The sequence below is a fragment of the Curtobacterium sp. MCPF17_047 genome, assembly GCF_003234045.1.
Lineage (GTDB): Bacteria > Actinomycetota > Actinomycetes > Actinomycetales > Microbacteriaceae > Curtobacterium.
The window spans coordinates 146,140-163,870 of sequence record NZ_QKSF01000005.1 but is presented as its reverse complement, the minus strand read 5'-3'; the positions used below and the strand labels follow the sequence as shown (position 1 = coordinate 163,870).

At 69.5% G+C, this 17,731-nt stretch carries 17 protein-coding genes; 2 read left to right on the top strand and 15 right to left on the bottom strand.

From position 1 onward, the window contains the following. Positions 1-153: 153 nt before the first annotated feature. Both DEJ33_RS17445 and DEJ33_RS17440 read right to left on the bottom strand, forming a co-directional pair. Positions 154-531 (bottom strand): hypothetical protein, encoded by a 378-nt coding sequence (locus DEJ33_RS17445; protein ID WP_146245926.1) that lies wholly within the window; start codon positions 529-531, stop codon positions 154-156. A 116-nt stretch (positions 532-647) separates the two neighbouring features. After that, a complete protein-coding gene (locus tag DEJ33_RS17440; RefSeq protein ID WP_146245925.1) occupies positions 648-911 on the bottom strand; it encodes a hypothetical protein in 264 nt (87 codons plus the stop codon). Between DEJ33_RS17440 and DEJ33_RS07185 the strand changes: the two genes are divergently transcribed. Together DEJ33_RS07185 and DEJ33_RS17165 are read left to right on the top strand one after the other, a co-directional pair. Further along, positions 874-2,373, top strand: a complete 1,500-nt coding sequence (locus tag DEJ33_RS07185; RefSeq protein WP_181432821.1) for a hypothetical protein — start codon at positions 874-876, stop codon at positions 2,371-2,373. The genes DEJ33_RS17440 and DEJ33_RS07185 overlap by 38 nt on opposite strands. A gap of 129 nt (positions 2,374-2,502) precedes the next feature. After that, positions 2,503-4,731, top strand: coding sequence for a hypothetical protein (locus DEJ33_RS17165; protein WP_181432822.1), 2,229 nt, complete (start codon positions 2,503-2,505; stop codon positions 4,729-4,731). 10 nt (positions 4,732-4,741) lie between these two features. Here DEJ33_RS17165 and DEJ33_RS07175 read toward each other — a convergent pair whose 3' ends face one another. From DEJ33_RS07175 to DEJ33_RS07115, 13 genes are all read right to left on the bottom strand, one after another. Next, positions 4,742-6,214 carry a hypothetical protein gene (locus tag DEJ33_RS07175; protein WP_146242556.1) on the bottom strand — a complete coding sequence of 491 codons (1,473 nt, stop codon included), beginning with the start codon at positions 6,212-6,214 and terminating at the stop codon, positions 4,742-4,744. Then, entirely contained in the window at positions 6,211-7,323 is a 1,113-nt protein-coding gene (locus DEJ33_RS07170) for a glycosyltransferase family 4 protein (RefSeq protein WP_111077465.1), read from the bottom strand. The genes DEJ33_RS07175 and DEJ33_RS07170 overlap by 4 nt, the downstream gene beginning before the upstream one ends. After that, positions 7,320-8,381 carry a non-hydrolyzing UDP-N-acetylglucosamine 2-epimerase gene (wecB, locus tag DEJ33_RS07165; protein ID WP_309147005.1) on the bottom strand — a complete coding sequence of 354 codons (1,062 nt, stop codon included), beginning with the start codon at positions 8,379-8,381 and terminating at the stop codon, positions 7,320-7,322. Before wecB ends, DEJ33_RS07170 begins: the two co-directional genes overlap by 4 nt. A gap of 5 nt (positions 8,382-8,386) precedes the next feature. Continuing rightward, positions 8,387-9,670, bottom strand: coding sequence for a glycosyltransferase (locus DEJ33_RS07160; RefSeq protein ID WP_111077463.1), 1,284 nt, complete (start codon positions 9,668-9,670; stop codon positions 8,387-8,389). After that, positions 9,667-10,323 carry a sugar transferase gene (locus DEJ33_RS07155; protein ID WP_220034457.1) on the bottom strand — a complete coding sequence of 219 codons (657 nt, stop codon included), beginning with the start codon at positions 10,321-10,323 and terminating at the stop codon, positions 9,667-9,669. Before DEJ33_RS07155 ends, DEJ33_RS07160 begins: the two co-directional genes overlap by 4 nt. Then, positions 10,320-11,732 carry a polysaccharide biosynthesis tyrosine autokinase gene (locus tag DEJ33_RS07150; protein ID WP_111077462.1) on the bottom strand — a complete coding sequence of 471 codons (1,413 nt, stop codon included), beginning with the start codon at positions 11,730-11,732 and terminating at the stop codon, positions 10,320-10,322. Before DEJ33_RS07150 ends, DEJ33_RS07155 begins: the two co-directional genes overlap by 4 nt. A 101-nt stretch (positions 11,733-11,833) precedes the next feature. Then, the gene (locus DEJ33_RS07145; RefSeq protein ID WP_146242555.1) at positions 11,834-12,283 is read right to left on the bottom strand and encodes a DUF3060 domain-containing protein; all 450 of its coding nucleotides are present in this window, start codon (positions 12,281-12,283) and stop codon (positions 11,834-11,836) included. Continuing rightward, positions 12,265-12,735, bottom strand: a complete 471-nt coding sequence (locus DEJ33_RS07140) for a hypothetical protein (protein ID WP_111194568.1) — start codon at positions 12,733-12,735, stop codon at positions 12,265-12,267. Before DEJ33_RS07140 ends, DEJ33_RS07145 begins: the two co-directional genes overlap by 19 nt. A 21-nt stretch (positions 12,736-12,756) precedes the next feature. Continuing rightward, a complete protein-coding gene (locus DEJ33_RS07135) occupies positions 12,757-13,581 on the bottom strand; it encodes a lipopolysaccharide biosynthesis protein (RefSeq protein ID WP_181437265.1) in 825 nt (274 codons plus the stop codon). 1 nt (position 13,582) lies between these two features. Next, positions 13,583-14,878, bottom strand: coding sequence for a nucleotide sugar dehydrogenase (locus tag DEJ33_RS07130; protein WP_111077459.1), 1,296 nt, complete (start codon positions 14,876-14,878; stop codon positions 13,583-13,585). Next, complete coding sequence (locus tag DEJ33_RS07125; protein WP_111077458.1) at positions 14,875-15,909, bottom strand: Gfo/Idh/MocA family protein; 1,035 nt, start codon at positions 15,907-15,909, stop codon at positions 14,875-14,877. Before DEJ33_RS07125 ends, DEJ33_RS07130 begins: the two co-directional genes overlap by 4 nt. Then, on the bottom strand, positions 15,909-17,021 hold the full coding sequence (locus DEJ33_RS07120) for a DegT/DnrJ/EryC1/StrS aminotransferase family protein (RefSeq protein WP_111194566.1): 1,113 nt from the start codon (positions 17,019-17,021) through the stop codon (positions 15,909-15,911). Before DEJ33_RS07120 ends, DEJ33_RS07125 begins: the two co-directional genes overlap by 1 nt. Beyond that, a complete protein-coding gene (locus tag DEJ33_RS07115; protein WP_111077456.1) occupies positions 17,018-17,644 on the bottom strand; it encodes an acyltransferase in 627 nt (208 codons plus the stop codon). Before DEJ33_RS07115 ends, DEJ33_RS07120 begins: the two co-directional genes overlap by 4 nt. Positions 17,645-17,731 lie beyond the last annotated feature (87 nt).

Here is a 17,731-nt window from a genome sequence, read left to right as displayed (position 1 = left end):
TGCGCTCAACTTTACTCACGGAGGCTGGGAGGTCAAGTGGGGGAAGGCGAAGTTGCGCCGGGGTGGCTCAAGTCAACGTCAAGCGTAGGCCTTACACTCGGGATGCTTTCAGCGGACACATGCAATATTTCATATGTCCATGTTGTAGCCGTATCACACGGCACTCATCCGAAAGACATCTCCTCTCACATGAAGAAGACACTTCGCGCAGCCGGGGCCGCTGGGCTCGCTGCTGCCACTGTATTGACCGGGCTGAGTTTCGGAAGCGCCGCTTCGGCTAGTGCAACCAGCGCAAGCAGCACTCATGCAGGGTTTGGATTCAAACTCATCTGGAAGAATTCTGAAAAAGACTTCCAAACCACCAACGAGACCTATTTGACCAGGTACAGCACCCTCGCCGAAGCCGAGGCAGCTGCAAAGCTCATCGAACCCGTCTTCGTCGAACAGGACGAGTCCGGCAAGAAGTGGTTCGAGTTGAATATCCAGGCAGACGATGGCGAGCGATGCCTCTACGAGCATCACGAGAATCATCCCACTCCTTGGGCTGGGTTCTTGACAGGTGCGGCCTGCGGAAAGAATAATTCCAAGTGGACGCTCGATGACGGCTTTCTGCTGTCTAAAGCTGGACGATATATCGCCGCACCCCGTCAAAGCTCGGATGCCGGGAAAGTCTGGTACTTCCCCGTCTCTAGCTCCAAGCCGTCGTCCTCCAAATTCGTCAACATCCCGTCGAGCCTCGAGGGCGTTACGGCTTCGTCGTCGAATGTTGATGTCAATGCCGGGACAGCGACAGTGTCAGGATCGGCTCCGAAGGACGCGACGAACGTGCTGGTCGAGTGGACGAACGAGGAGGGCGCGGAGAAGCAGAGGTACGTGTCGGTCGTTGACGGGAAGTACTCCGCGATCGTCACCGGGCTGAAGCTCGGCACGACTCCGGTTTCCGTCACGGCGTTCGACGGCGGCGATGAGATCGGCACCACAAGTGTCGACGTCAAGCTCGAAGTGGCACCGGTCACCGCCACGTACGCCTTCGACGCGAGCGTCGACACCGTCGTCCAGGTCTCGGGAACGGCGCAGCCGAACACGAGAGTCACGATCAAGCACGGCGAGACGGACCTGGTCACGGTCCCGACCGGCGACACCGGCGAATGGACGGCACCGATCAATGCGCCGAACATGCCCGGCGCCTACAACCTCACCGTCGGGCAGGAGATCCGCGGCCAGGACAACGGCCGCATCGAACTCGATGTCGACTACGGCCCCGGTGTCACCATCAACTCGCCGGGCGACGGCTTCGAGCTGGGCGAAGGCGACACCCTCGCTGTCCGTGGGTCTGCACCGACGGGTACCGAGATCAACGTCCACGAGAAGGGCAAGAGCGAGGTCCTCAACAGCGGCAAGGCCGGCACCAACTCCTACCTGATTCCGATCACCGGCCTCGAGGACCGCGAGTACACGCTCGTCGCGGAAGGCATCACGAAGGGGTACAACCGCACCCATGCCGAGATCACGATCAACCCGGGCAAGACCTCGGAGCTCACCCCGGCTGCCGTGACATCCACTTCCGTCGTCGCCGGCACGACGAACACGATCGAGGGAACCGCGACGAAGGACGCGACCCTCAAGATCGTGAACGCCTGGGGCACCGACCTGCTCGGCACGCCGGTCACGGTCGACAGCACCGGCCACTGGTCCTTCGACCGAGCGATCTCGGCGTCGGCGAAGAGCTTCCAGTTCAAGATCGTGCAGACCAAGGGCTCGCTCACCGAGACCAGTGCGCTGTTCACCCTGAACGCCGAAGACCCGGCCGCATCGCTGGTCGACCCGACCGTGACGGGCCCGGCCGCTGTGCAACTCGGCGTGAACAACACCTTCACCGGCACCGCCACCAAGGACGCCACGCTGAAGATCGTCAACGCCTCCGGCACCGACCTGCTCGGCCACCCGGTCACCGTCGACAGCGACGGCAACTGGACCTTCGACCGCATCGTGTCCCGTTCGGCGAAGAACTTCACGTTCTTCATCGAGCAGAGCAAGAACGGCGCCACCAAGAAGTCCGGCGCCTTCGTGATCAACCCCGAGGACCCGGCCGCCTCCCTGGTCGACCCGACGGTCACCGACCCCGCCACGGTCAACCTCGGCGTGAACAACACCTTCACCGGCACCGCCACCAAGGACGCCACGCTGAAGATCGTCAACGCCTCCGGCACCGACCTGCTCGGCCACCCGGTCACCGTCGACAGCGACGGGAACTGGACCTTCGACCGCGTCGTGTCCTGGAACGCGAAGAACTTCACGTTCTTCATCGAGCAGAGCAAGAACGGCGCCACCAAGAAGTCCGGCCCGTTCGTGGTCAACCCCACCGCGGAGTGACACCCGAACACCACCACCCCTGACAGTGACGGCCCTCCTACTCCGGGAGGGCCGTCACTGATATATTCAACCTGTGCGCGAAATGTCAATTCGCTACCGTGTTCCTATCCGATCGGAAGGAACAAGTGAATGCGATATCTATTCAACATGGCTGCGGCGGTGGCGACGGTGCTCGCTACGATGCTGGGCGGACCCACCCATGCCGACCCGGCTCCTCGCGCCGTCGATCTCGACCTGGGGACCGCAGTGCTCCAGCGCGGCGAGACCGGCGCCATCGACATCGGGTTCGAGCAACTCGGTGGGCACCCGGGCACCGTCGAGGGGGACGTCACCGTGTCGGCACCGGCGGGCACCACGTTCCCAACGGCGGACAACGACGCACTCGGTCAGTACCGAAACCCCGGGTGGGCAAGGTGGCTGTCGACGAGCCGGCTTCGTCTGACCGATGCCCGGGTGAGCGGTGACCGGACGCAAGCCACGTACTCGCTCCGCGGCACGGCGGACTTTGACACGAGCGTGCAGCTCCGGTTCGCCATCCCCGTCGAGGTGTCGGCCGCTGCACCGGTGACCGGGCGCCTGTCCTACCTGGCGACCGGAACACGCGCGGGCGGTGTCGCCCCGTGGAGTGTGGGCGGTTCGACGACGATGCGCGTCGCGGCGGGTGTCGAGGGCGGTGCCGGCGAGGAGACCACCCTGGCTCGCGGCGGATCAGTGTCCGTCCCCTTCGTGGCCTCGACGACGACCCGTGTGAGCGCAGTCGACGGAGCGGTCGAAGTGGACGCTCCTGCTGGAACGCAGTTCTCCGACGGGCAGGCCACGGTGACTGGCTGGTACGAACACGACGGCGTCCGGCACACGGACGGCATGACGCTGACCGACGGGGAACGACTCGACGGCGGTTCGCGGTACCGATGGCACTGGACGACGCAGCCGTCCTGGTCGGTACCGCCCGGCACGCGGTTCGGATGGGCGGTCACCGTCGACACACCCGCCGATGCGGTCGCCAAGCGCGGTGCGCTCACGGCGGACCTGCACGGCGACGCGCTGCAGGGACCGTTCGACACGCGCGCGACGACCGCCACCACGATCCCCGAGAACGATGAGGTCCTGGTCGGGGTAGACGGTCCCGCCACGTCGCTCGTCCGCGGGGACACCTCGACGGTGGAGGCACGACTCCGGAGCACGGTCGAGACCACTTCCCCGCGCGACGGCTCCGTCGTGCGGTTCGACGCACCCGCCGGGACGACCTTCGACTCGGGAGCGGCCATCCGCGGCGAGTACCAGCTGCCAGGTTCCGACCAGACGCGGCAGTTCACCGCGGACCAGCTCGTCGACGGAGAGCGCACAGAGGACGACACCGTCCTGACCTACCGGTGGGCCGACACCGGCTGGCAGCTCCCCGCAGGCACCGTCATCCGCTTCGCGGTGCCGGTCACGGTGCCGTCGGACGCACCCGCAGGGACGGAGGCACTCACCACGGTCGCCACCGGCCGTACCGACCAGGGGACCTTCGCGGCGTCCGCCACGACCGCCACCACCATCGCGGCGGCCCCCACGCTCACCCCCGTGTCGCTCCGGAACGAGCGACTCGTGGCGGGGTGGGACAACATCCTGCGCGGATCGGGGCACCCCGGCGCTGGACTCGAGGTCGACGACCACTTCGGCAACCGACTGGCAGCCGCGGTGGTCCACGCCGACGGCTCCTGGCAGGCCGTGCTCCCCGTCCCGGTCAACGCCGCCGAACTCGAGCTCCACTTCGTGCAGACGTCCGGTGACGTCACCGAGGCCTCCGGTGCCGTCTCATTGCCCGTCGTCTCCCCGCCGTCCGTCACGACCAGCACCACGACCATGGTGCCGGGCCTGCTGAACCGGTTCGAGGGGACAGGTCCGGGCGGAGCGGCCTACCGCGTCGTCAACCGCTGGGGAACTGATCTCGTCTCGGGCACGTCGACGGTCGACTCCGACGGCAGGTGGCGATTCGATCGCGTCGTCTCGAACGGAGCGACGTCGTTCGAGTTCCGCCTCCAGCTCGCCACCGACGGTTGGGAAGCCCGGACTCCGGTCTTCGTCACCGGGTCGACGTCACTCGAGCCGGTCACCGTGCTCACGAAGTCGGTCGTCCCCGGCACGGAGAACCTCTTCGAAGGCACCGGGAGCGCGAACGCCAGCTACCGGGTCGTCAACGACTGGGGGACGGAACTCGTCTCCGGTACCCGCCAGGTGGACGGAGACGGGCGATGGTCGTTCCGTCGCGTCGTCGACTACCGAGCGCACGACTTCCGGTTCCGGATCGAACAGCGCCGCGGAGCGGTCACGCTCCTCTCTGACCTCTTCGTGGTGCCGGCCGCCGAACGGTAGACGGTGCCGGTCAGGCGCGGCGCTGGAACGAGCGCCGCGCCTGACCGCGTTCCGGCTTCCCCAGCGCACTTGCCTCGCCCGGCGACAGGACACCCCAACCGCCGCGGGGCATCACCGCCACCAGGAGCGTCGCGACCAGCAGACCGTGGGAGAGCATCGCGGTCAGGATCGACGTGTTCGACAGCGTCACCGCGCTCATCACGAAGAGCACCCCCACGACCGGCACGGGGAGTCCGCGGCTCCATCGGTCGAGGACACGCAGCCAGGCCGCCAGGACAGCAGCGATGACGACCACCCCGACCGCCCCGAGGTTCGCGTACCCGTCCGCGAAGAGGTTCGCATTCGCGTTGACGTTCGACCCCGGCAACATGTACTGCCCGATGGTCTTCGTCGGCGTGGTGTCGTACGGCGACGTCACCCAGAACCGTGTGAACGACCTCGCCCACAGTGCGACAGGGTGTTCCGAGAAGTAGTCGGCGTAGACCGAGGTGAGCAGTCCCGGGGTGACGATGAACCGTCGCGAGAAGAGCGACGTCCAGGTGATGCCGCCCTGCGCCTCGTCGACGATGGCCGATCCGACCATGAGCACGACGGGTCCGAACAGCAGCGGGAAGCCGGACCGGGGACGGCGGCGCCGCAGCACGACTGCGATCACGACCATCGCCGGGATCGAGAACAGCACGGTCTTGAACCCCGTCGTCGAGTAGAGCAGGTACTGCCCGACGACCCCGAGGGCGAACAGCGGCCAGGCCCGCTTCGCGAGTGCCCGGATCATCACGTAGGCGTTGACCACGTACGCCTGGCCGCTGAGGAGGTACCCGAGGCCCCCACCGGCAGCGAGGTCGTCGGCGTAGGCGGCACGCACGTCGTACACCTCGTCGAGGGCGACCAGGCGGAACTGGAAGCCCGTCGTCACCGCCATCAGACCGTACGTCCCGAGTGAGTAGAGCCCGCACAGCACCCAGGCGAGCGTCTCCCGTCGGACCACCCGTGACCCGACGAGCATGCTGTCCGCTGCCGTCGCCGGAGCGGTCGACAGCGCACTCCCGGTGTCGCGGCGCCACCGGACGGCCAGCGCCGCCGCGGAGAACACCACTGCCAGCAGCATCGAGAACGCGGCGGCACCGGCCGGGTCGAGGTACCCGGTGTAGCCGGACATGAGGATGGCGGGCCCGACGCAGACCCCCAGCATCATCCAGAGCACGACGTCCGACGCGCACGTGATCCGGCGCGGCAGCAGGAGGGCGACGATCGCGGTGAGCATCGTTGAGGCCACTCCGTCCTGCCAGGCCTGGGGGACGGAGGTGTACCCGGCGTACGCGAACGGTCCGGAGATGAGGCCCGTGTACACGACCCGCAGGACGAGCGAGTAGGCGACCACCAGCACGACGAGCAGCACCGCGCGCACGCACGACCGGGCGGCTGCACGGCGACCACCGTCATCGGTGATGTGCGAGGCCACCGGAACGGACAGCGCGCTCACCGCGGCCGGGCCCCGAGCAGCCCCCGGTACATCGCCACGAGGACCGCTTCCTCCGCGTCCCAGTGGAACTGCTCCCGAGCCGCGCGGGCAGCCACCGCCGAGTGGGCGGACAAGCGCTCCGGGTCCGAGGCGTACGAGGCGATCGCCCGCGCGATCGCAGCCGGGTCGGACGGGTCCACGAAGGTGACGCAGTCGTACCCGCGCAGGAGGCGCCTCCAGAGCGGGAAGTCCGAGACGACCAGGGCCAGGCCCGCGGCCATGTTCTCGAACAGCTTGGTCGGGAGACAGTCGAGGTGCGCCGGCGTGGGCAGGAGGGTCACGACGCCGATGCTGGATCGAGCCAACAGGTCGCGGGCGCGACCGGGCGACACGTGCCCGTGCAGTTCGACCCGACCACTGTCGACGCCCTCGCGGAACCCCTCGAGCAGGGCCGCCGGGCGCACCGGACCGGCGAGGCGGAGGAACCAGCCGTCCGGGAAGGCGGGGTCGAGCACGGCCCGGGCCAGCGTCCGCGCCCCGCGGTCGACGTCGAGTGCGCCGACGAAGGCGACGGCCGGGTCCCGAACCGTGACCAGGTCGTCCTCCGCCCGGAGGCGTGGGAAGTTCCGCACCAGGACCGTCTTCCGTGTCGGGAAGCGGTTGGCGATGGTCTCCGTCGCGGCCACGATGCGGTCGGCGGAGCGAGCGCACCGGACGACGGCGTGCGCCGCCACCTTCGCCACCAGGCGGCCCGAACGACTGAGGTACGACTTGTTCAGTACCTGGTTCGGCAGGTCCTCGTGGGCGTCGAAGACGACGCGGCGCCCGAGTGCCCGCAGCAATGGTACGGCCCACACGAGCTCCGGGTCGTGGAAGTGCAGCACCGCGGCACCACTCCGGTAGCCGGTCCACACCGCCTCGACCGATCCGAGGAGCACGCGGGTCGACCGTCGACGGCGGCGGATCGTGTGGACGACGACTCCGGTGTCCGGGACCTCGAGATCGCTCTCGACGGCCACGAGGAGCACCCGCCACCCCGCTGCGACCAGCCCGGCCGCCTCCCGCAGGTGGACACGGTTGTCCGTCCACGGATGCGCGCTCGAGACGTGCGCGATGTCGAAGCGGGTCACCGGACGCCCCCCGCGAGCTCGAGCACCGCGTCGGCGACGCGCTCGGCGCTCCGGCCGTCACCGTAGGGTTCGGCGTCGACCTCCGGTGCCGGGAGCCCGGCGAGGGCTGCGCCGATGGCCGACGGATCGTGCCCGACGAGCGCGTTCCATCCGAGCTCGACCGTCTCGACCCATTCGGTCTCCTCGCGAACGGTCACCGTCGGACGCTGCAGCAGGAAGGCTTCCTTCTGCAAGCCACCCGAGTCCGTCACCACTCCGCTGCTGTCACGCACGGTGCGGACCAACTCCGGGTAACTCACCGGGTCGGAGACGATGATCCCCGGCCGGTCGAGCCGGACGCGGAATCGCTCTGCGCTGGCACGCAGGCGTGGGTGTGCCAGGAGCAGGACGGGCCGCCCCACGTCGGTGAGGCCGTCGAGCACGCTCCGGAGTCGGTCGGGGTCGTCCGTGTTCGACGGGCGATGGAGGGTCGCCACGACGTACGGGTCCGATGCCATCCCGGCCGGGAGGCGCGGCGCGGTCCCTGCGACGGCGTCGCGGACCGCGAAGAGCACGTCCGTCATCACGTCGCCGACGATTCGGCTCCTCGCCGCGAGGCCCTCACGTTCGAGGTGGCGCATCGCGGTGGCGGTCGGTGCGAGGCACAGGTCGGCCGTGTGGTCGGTGGCGATCCGGTTGATCTCCTCCGGCATGTCCCGCGCGAACGAGCGGAGCCCCGCCTCGAGGTGCACCGTGGGGATGCGCAGTTTCACGGCGGCGAGCACGCCCGCCAGCGTCGAGTTGGTGTCGCCGTAGACCAGGACGGCGTCCGGTCGTTCGCTGCGGCACACCTGTTCGATGTGTTCGAGCATTCGTCCGGTCTGCGCGCCGTGCGCAGCAGATCCGACTGCGAGGTGGTGGTCGGGGGCCGGGATCGCCAGGTCCTCGAAGAACACGTCCGACATCGAGGCGTCGTAGTGCTGTCCGGTGTGGACGATCACGTGCTCGCAGCGACCTGCGAGTGCATCGGCCACGGCGGCGAGCTTGACGAACTGGGGGCGGGCGCCGACGACGCTCATGACCTTCACGGTGCGTTCTCCTTGCTTGTCGGAGGATGTGAGAGCAGGGCATCGGGTCGTACCGAGCACGCTCGATCGAGCGCAGCCGCGAACCGCGCCGTGAGGGCCGGGTACGTGAACGCCTCGCGTGCCCGTTCGGATGCGAGACGGGCGAGGGTGGCTCGCCTGGTCGGCCCCATCTCGACGGTGCGGGCGATGCCTGCGGCGAGCGCGGTCGCATCGTCGGCGGTGGTGAGCACGGCGTTTCCGTCGTCGAAGACGGGCACCGGGCCGGCTGCGCCCAGGACGACGGGACGGCCGATGCGGGCGTACTCGAAGAGCTTGTTGAAGGACACGCCCCACTGGTAGAGCGGCAGGTCCGCCATGTTGGCGATCAGACAGTCGGACGAGCGGCCGATCGCCCGCGCCGCTGGTTGCGACCGCCGGCCCAGGAACTCGATGCGCTCGGAGGCCGGACCGTCGGCTGCCCGTCGACGGAGGCCCTCGACGGCGGGTCCGTCACCGACGATCCGCAGCACGACCCGGGTGGGGAGGGTCGCGACGGTCGGGTGCGCCAGGGCGTCGACGACCGCATCGAGCGCGTTGGCGCGGCCGACGCTCCCGAGGTAGGTGACGACGAACTGCTCGCGGTGGACGGGTTCGGCTTCGTCCCAGGGCTCGGCTTCGTCCCAGGGCTCGGTGCCGTTGGACACCCAGGAGAACGGCAGGTGTCGTCCTCTGGCCGCGTAGTAGTCCCCGGCCCGGGCGAGCGGTGACACCAGCGCATCCGCCCGTCGCACCACGTCGGCTTCGATCGCCCGCAGGGCACGCACCACGAGCGACCGCTGGGACAGGTCGGTGAACGCGACGAGCGTCTCCGGCCACAGGTCGCGCGGCTCGAAGACGAACCGAGCACCCCGCCGACGGGCCAGCCGTGCGGCGGCCCAGGCGGCGAGCGGGTGGAACGAGCTCCCGACGACGACGTCCGGCTGCGGGAGACCGCGAGTCGTCCCCGGGGCGAGCGCGATGAGGGTGACGAGCAGCATGTCGAGGACGCGCCGGATCGGGCCCCGGTACCGCACACCCCGCAGCCGCAGGACCTCGTGCGTCCCCTCCCGCCGGTGTTCGCGGAACCGCAGCCGGGGGAAGGTCTGCCCTCCCGACGGGTGGACCGTGCTGGCACCGATCAGCACGCAGTGCCAACCGTGCTGGCCGAGGGTCCGCGCGAACTGCTCGTGCCGGGACGTCCGGCCGTCCCGTGCCGCTTCCGCGACGTAGTGGTTGAGGATCCACACCACGCGGCGCGTCACGTGCGGACCGCCGGGCCCGGGACGGGGCCGTGCTCGGGACGGAGCTCGTGCATCGTGGCGCAGCCCGCCGCGGTGATGCCGCGCGCACGGAGGACGACACCCGCCGTCCGGAGCAGGATGCGGAAGTCGAGGAGGACCGAGCAGCGGTCGACGTACTCGACGTCGAGTCGGAAGCGGTCCTCCCAGGACAAGGCGTTGCGACCGTGCACCTGCGCGAGTCCGGTCAGCCCGGGGCGGACCTCGTGTCGCCGCTTCTCGGACCCGGTGAAGCGAGGACCGTACGTGACCGGCAGCGGCCGCGGCCCGACGATGCTCATCTCTCCGCGGAGGACGTTCACGAGGCTCGGCAGCTCGTCGATGCTGGTAGCCCGCAGGAACACTCCGAACCTCGTCAGTCGACTCGCGTCGGTGCTGAGGCCGCGAGCGGGGTCGAACGGTCGCATCGTTCGGAGCTTGACGATGGTGAACGGCGCCCCGTGGAGCCCGATGCGTTCCTGCCGGAAGAGCACCGGCCGCCCGAGACAGGTGGCGACCACCAATGTTGCGACCGCCAGGGGGAAGGCGGTGACGATCAGGATCACGGTCGCGATCACGATGTCGAAGACGCGTCCGCCGGTCGCGGACCAGCGTCGTCGTTCCGCGCGGCGGGTCACGGCGTCACCTCGGACGTGCTTCCCGGCACAGCGGAGCGGTGCGATCGCTGCGTCTCCGGGGGCACGTCTGCCCCATAGACGGCGTACGCGTCTCGCGCGCCGCGACTCCGCGCCATCGTGACCACGACGCCCTGGACGGAAGCTCCCACGGTCGCGAGTGACTCGATCGACGAGGACACCTCCGCTCGTCGGACTCGCCCGGAGGCCACGACCAGGAGCATGTTCTGCACGGCCCGCGACACGAGTGCCGCGTCCGTCACCGACCCGAGCGGTGGGGTGTCGACGATGACGACGTCGAACAGCGCCGCGACGTCCTCGATCAGCGCGGTGAACGCTGGAGACCCGACGAGTTCACTCGGGTTCGGCGGCACCGTCCCGGAGGGGATCACGCTCAGTCCGGCGCGACCCCAGGGCTGCAGGACGTCGGCGAGTTCGACCCGCCCGACCAGGATGTCGGAGAGACCTGCCGACCCTTCGATGCCGAAGACGTTCGCCAGGTTCGGCCGACGGAGATCGGCATCGATGACCACGGTACGGAGGCCGCTCTCGGCCAACGCGACCGCCAGGTTGGCGGCGGTGGTGGTCTTGCCCTCGGACGGCCGGGAACTCGTGATGGCGAGCGTGCGCGCACCCTCTGGCCGCGACGCGAGGAACTGCACGTTGGTCCGGAGGCTCCGGAACGCCTCTGCACGCGCGCTGGCACGCGCGTCGCGGAGGACGAGGGGCTGCTTCGACGCCTCGGGGTCGAACCCGATGTCGCCGAGGACGGGGAGGTCCCAGAGCTCCTGGACCTCGTCACGCCCGCGGACCTTGGTGTCGAGGGCCCAGCGCAGGAAGGCAGCGAGGACACCGAGTCCGGCACCGGCTGCTCCCCCGAGAGCAGCGTTCGCACGGGTCCTCGGTGCGACGGGCGTCGTCGGACGGGCCGCCGGCGAGGTCTGGGTGACCGTCACACCGACACCCGACGCGTTCGCGTCGAGCCGGTCCTGGACGACGGACGAGAAGCTCCGCACGATGCTGTCGGTGATCTCTGCCACCCGCTGGCGGTCCGGAGAGGTCACCGCGATCTGCATGACGACGCTCCCCGTCGGCGACGTGGCAGAGACGGACCGGGCCAGTTCCGAGGCCTTCACGTCGAGGTGGAGCTCGTCGATAACCGGCTGCAACACGATGGGCTGTGGGACGAGGTCCAGGTAGGAGTGGATCCGCTGTTGCGCTGCGTTCGTGCCCTGCGCGAGGTCGAGGGCCGAGGACTCGGCATCACCGCTGATCGAGATCCAGATCTTCGACGTCGCCCGGAACTGGGGCGTCACCGTGGATGAGAGCGCGATCGCCACCACGAATCCGAGGAGGGCTCCGCCGACGGCGAAGTACCAGCGCAAGACGAGCGCACGAGTGAGGGGGGTCACCACGAACCTTCCGGGTTGGTCGAGCAGTTGATACTTTAGATGTCAGCATAACACGTGCTTGGGAAGGAAGCCCCGGCGCGCACACGCCGGGGCTTCCTCGGTCAGGCTGCGTCCACCGTGTTGTCGTCGCCCTCGTCGGTGATCTCCGGGGCGTCACCGGTGTAGGTGATCGTGTTCCCGGAGCCGAGCACGGCGATCTCCTGGACACCGGCCTGGCCGATCTCGACGGTCGCGTTGCTCGCCTCCACCGTGAGCACCTTCACCGAACCGAGCAGGTACGCCTGCCCGGACGTGATGATGTTGATGCCGTCGCAATCGCTGACCGTGACGGGACCGGACGACTTCTCGACGGACACCTGAGCGGCTCCGTCGACGCATTCGTTGTACGTCGTGGCCTGCGCCGTCGCGGATGCGGATGCGGATGCGGACGGTTTCGCGGTGCCCTCGCTCCGGTGCTCGCCGCCGCCGGTCGAGCAGGAGGTGAGGAGCAGTGCGCCGCAGGTGACACCGAGGATGGCGGCGGTGCGGGGGGTCATCGTTCGAGGGAGCATGGAAGTTCCTTCCGGGGTCGTGGATGAGTGGCGACTGCGTCGTGGCGACGCGCCGCCGTTGCGACGAGCACCCACAGCACCGCGTACGCGGTGACCGAGAGCGCCACGTACGTGGTGATGAGTGCGAGGGTCCCGAGGTCGAGGGCGATCGCGAGGGCGACGCCCCCGACGACGAGGACGAATCGGCCGCCGTCCCAGGCGAGCTGCGCTACTTGACGTTCGAGGAGCGGCAGCGCCTGTGAGACCGGTGAGACCGAGAGCTGTACTGCGAAGAGGACGACGAGGAGTCGCGCGATCTCGCCGGCACGGAGCCACTCGTCGCCGAACACGACGACGAAGGCCGTGGGTGCGACGACCGCGATCACGACGGCAGCGCACACGGCCGGCACCGCCGTCCGGGCCGAGGTCCGGAGGACGAGTGCCAGGACGTCTCCGCGCCCCGTCCGGAGCACGGCGCTGAACGAGCCGGTGAACTACTGGCCCACCGCGTCGGTCAGGACCCCGACCGGTGCGGCCAGGACCCGGACGGCGAGGCCGACGAACCCGGCCACCACCACGCCCTCGCTGGACGCGATCATCAGTGTGGGGAGCTGCTGACCGGACACGTTGAGGAGCGCGGACAGCGGGGCCGCCCAGATGAAGCGGCGGAAGCGCCCGAGCACGAGTCGTCCGACGCGGCACGACACGAGCCGGAACGTTGGACGCCTCATCCACCCGAGGCCACCGATGCTCGCGGCGATCCGGCCGGCCGACGGTGCGATGACCAAGCCGATGACGCCCGCCGGTGCCAGAGCGACACTCGCCACGACCTGCACGACGCCCTGCAGGGCGTTGCGCGCGCCGAGTGCACCGTGGTCTCGTCGTCGGGTCAGGACCGCCGCGACGATGCGCTGGAGCGCGATCGCGACGACCGCGACGGGGATCATCCACCAGAGGCCGACCAGCGCCGGGGCCGAGAGGGCGGTCCCCAGTTCGCGCCGGTACCCGAACGTGAGGAGCGTCGTCACCACACCTGACACAGCGACGGCGATGCATGCCGAGGTCACCAGCACCCGGGCCGCGGTCCCACTGCGCGGGAGCGGGACCGCGCGCTCGAGTCCGAGCGTGGCCACTGCGCCGACGACGGCGCTGACGCCCGTCACCACTGCGAGCAGACCGAAGGCGGCCGGCTGGTAGAGCCGCGTCAGGAGCGGCGAGACAGCGAGCACCGCGCCCTGCCCGATGACACTGCCGGAGAGGATCCGCGGGAGACCTGACTGCCACGCACGCTGCACGAACCCGGAGCGTTCCGCGGGCACGTCAGGCCCTCGGTGGCGCGCCGAGCACCGCGAAGGAGCACGGCCACGCGGCGGCGTCGAGGACGCGACGCCCGTCCAGGACCGCGCGCACACCGGGCACGTCCGCAGCCGACCACGAGGCGTACTCGTCGTGGTCCGACTGCACGACGACCGCGTCGGCCGCGACTCCCCGCCGCGCCGGGACGAACCCGAGCTGCTCGAGCTCCGCATCGGTGTACATCGGGTCGTGGACGAGCACCAGCGCGCCTCGCGCCCGGAGCGCCTCGACGGTCGGGAACACGCCCGAGAACGCGGTCTCCTTGACCCCTCCTCGGTAGGACGCTCCGAGCACCAGGACGGTCGCGCCCTCGAGCCCTCCCGCGAGGCCGGAGAGGACCGCCACGGCGTGCTCGGGCATGGCGGTGTTCCGCTCGCGAGCGGCACGGACGATGCTCGCCCCCGGATCGTTCCAGAGGTAGAGACGCGGGTAGACCGGGATGCAGTGCCCACCGACCGCGATGCCCGGACGGTGGAGATGACTGTACGGCTGGGAGTTGCACGCCTCGATGACCTGCTCGACGTCCACGCCCACCCGCTCGGCGAAGGCAGCGAACTCGTTCGCCAGACCGATGTTGACGTCGCGGTACGTCGTCTCGGCGAGTTTCGCCATCTCGGCGGCCTCGGCGGACCCGAGGTCCCAGACGCCGTTCGCGCGTGGGAGGTCGTCGCGCTCGTCGAACTCGAGCACGGCCCGGTAGAAGTCAACGGCACGAGCCGTCCCCGCTGGTGTCAGACCGCCGACGAGCTTCGGGTACCGTCGCAGATCGGCGAAGACACGACCGGTGAGCACCCGCTCCGGCGAGAAGGCCACGTGGAAGTCCGAGCCCTGCCGGAGTCCGGAGCGGGCTTCCAGTCGCGGCGCCCAGCGTTCCCGCGTCGTACCGACGGGGAGCGTCGTCTCGTAGAGGACCAGCGTGTCCGGAGTCAAGGACGCCCCGATCGCGTCGGTCGCCGCGTCCATCCAACCGAAGTCGGGGACGCCTTCGTCGTCGACGAACAACGGGACCACCACCACGATCACGTCGCACGAGGGCACTGCCGCAGTGGAGTCCCCCGTCGCTCGGAGCTTCCCCGTCGGAGCCAGTCGCTGCAACGCCTCGGCGAGGCCGTGTTCGCCCGGGAACGGCACTTCCCCGCTGTTCACCGCCCGGACGACCCGGTCATCGACGTCGATGCCGATGACGTCGTGCCCACGGAGCGCGTACTGCGCCGCCAGCGGGAGCCCGATCTTGCCGAGTCCCACGACACCGATCTTCATGCTGCCTCTTCCTCTCGGTCGCCGCCGGGCCCGAGCGACCCGAGCGGACTGGTGATGCGGTTCGAGCGTGCGGACTCGAGTGCGCACTCGGCGACCCGCAGCGTCTCGAGCCCTTCGCGCAGGGTCACGATGCGGGAGCCGTCCCCGAGCACGGCGTCGCGGAACGCCTCGTGCTCGAGCACGAGTGGCTCCCGCTTGGGGAAGGCGAACCGGGTCATCGCGCCCTCCGACACCCCGCGGAACGCGGAGACGGCGTCCCACTGCGTGGCGACCGTGCCGTTCTCGTGGAACCAGAGGTCACCCGTCAGGGTGTCGGCGACGAAGGACCCACGCTGCCCGGTCACGACGGTCACCCGCTCCTTGAACGGCGACAGCCAGTTGACGAGGTGGTTGGTGACGGTGCCGTCGGCGAGTGTCCCGGAGAACGCGACGAGGTCCTCGTGCTCGCGACCGCTCTTGTGGGCAGCCTGGGCGAAGAGCCGTGCGAAGGGGCTCTGGACGAGCCAACTCGTCAGGTCGATGTCGTGCGTCGCGAGGTCCTTGACGACCCCGACGTCGGCGATGCGGGCCGGGAACGGACCCTGGCGCCGGGTGACCACCTGGTACACGTCGCCGAGCGCCCCTGCGTCGAGCCGCCGACGCAGCTCCTGCAACGCCGGGTTGTACCGCTCGATGTGCCCCACGGCTCCGACCACGCCCGCAGCCTCGAAGCGCTCGAGCATCCGCTGAGCGCCGGGCAGGTCGGCGGCGAGTGGCTTCTCGACGAGGCAGTGCACCCCGTGGTCGGCGAGTTCGAGGGCCACGGACTCGTGGTGCGCCGTCGGCACCGCCACGACGGCCGCCTCGATGCCCAAGTCGAGGAGCTCCCCCACCGTCCGGTAGACCGGGAGGCCGTCCGCGGCGCCGTACCGGTCACCCGCCGCGTCGACGACGCCCACCAGGTCGACACCGTCGAGCGCTCGCAGGACGCGGACGTGGTGCCGCCCCATCATGCCGAGGCCGACGACCCCGGTCCGGATCGACGCGGCCATCAGGCACCCGCCCGGGCAAGGCGGTTCACGCCTTCGACGACGCGGTCGAGCTGGCGCTTGGTCAGCGTGGGGTAGACGGGCAGTGCGAGGACCTCAGCGGCGGCACGCTCCGTCTCGGGCAGGTCACACGTCCGGTCGAAGGACGGCAGTCTGTGCACCGGGACCGGGTAGTAGACGCCGGTGCCGATCCCCCACTCGAGCTCGAGCGCCTTCGCGATGCCATCGCGGTCCTCCGGGACCCGCACCACGTACTGGTGGAACACGTGCTCGGCACCGGAGGCGACGGTCGGCGTGACGACCGAGTCGATCTCGATCGAGAGGTAGCAGGCGTTTGCCTGCCGCTGAGCGGTCCACGTCCGGACCTTGCCCAACTGCACGCGCCCGATCGCCGCGTGCAGGTCGGTCATCCGCATGTTGAACCCGACGACCTCGTTCTCGTACCGTCGCTCCATGCCCTGGTTGCGGTACAGCTTCAGTCGTCGCTCGAGGCCGTCGTCGGCGACGGTGATCATCCCGCCTTCACCAGCGGTCATGTTCTTGGTCGGGTACAACGAGAACGCGCCGGCGACACCGAACGCGCCCACGGGTCGGTCCTGCCATCGGGCGCCGTGCGCCTGGGCGGCGTCCTCGATCACGCTCAGGCCGTACTCGTCGGCCAACGCCCCGATCGCCGTCATGTCCGCGGGGTGCCCGTAGAGGTGCACCGGCATGATCGCCACGGTGCGCGGGCTGACGGCAGCACGCGCAGCGGCAGGGTCCATGCAGTAGGTCACCGGGTCGATGTCTACGAACACCGGCGTCGCACCGACGAGTGCGACGGCGTTGGCGCTCGCCGCGAAGGTGAAGGAGGGCACGATGACGTCGTCGCCTGGGCCGATGCCGGCCCCGAGGAGCGCGAGGTGGAGCGCAGACGTACCGGAGTTCACCGCGACCGAACGTCGTGACGGCACGAGCGTCGTGCTGAACTCACGCTCAAAGGCCGCCACCTCCGGCCCTTGCGCGAGCATGCCGGTGCGGAGGACGGCGTCGACCGCCCGGCGTTCGTCGTCGCCGATGAGGGGCTTCGCCGGGATGTACTCGGAGGTCGACTCGATGCTGTCGAAGATGCTCATGCGCTCGTCTCCTGGAGGTCGGTTCCGTCGAAGCGGTAGCGGGCACCCGTCACCGGACACTCGTGGGTACGGTCGTCGAGCGGCACGAGTCGGTGGCCGGCGCGCCCGACCCACCCGACACGTCGTGCCGGGACGCCGGCGACGAGACCGAAGTCCGGGACGTCGTGAGTGACCACCGCGCCCGCCGCCACCATCGACCAACGGCCGATCGCGACCGGCGCGACACAAACGGCTCCGGCGCCGATCGACGCTCCGTGCCCGATTGTGACGCCGACGTGCTCCCAGTCGTCAGCCTCCTTCACACGGCCGTCGGGGAGGACCGCACGGGGGACACGGTCGTTGGTGAAAACGACGCCGGGGCCGACGAACACCCCCTCGGCGACGATGGCGGGCTCGTACAGCAGTGCACCGTTCTGGATCTTCGACCGGGCGCCGATCCGGACGCCTCGTCCGACGGTCACGCCTCGACCGATCGTGCTCCCGGCTCCGATCTCGGCGTCCGGCTCGACGTGTGCGTCGTCCCACACCCGGACTCCTCGGTGGAGACGTGCGGTCGTCGCGACGACCGCGCGTGGCGAGACGAACGGTGGTGCGCTCGTGGTCGTGTCGGGTTGTTCGGGCATCGTTCTCTCCCATCGCAGCAGCAAGGTCGTGCTGATCGTATTGGATATCAAATGCAAGTGCAACATACCGAGTGCTGTACACTCGTG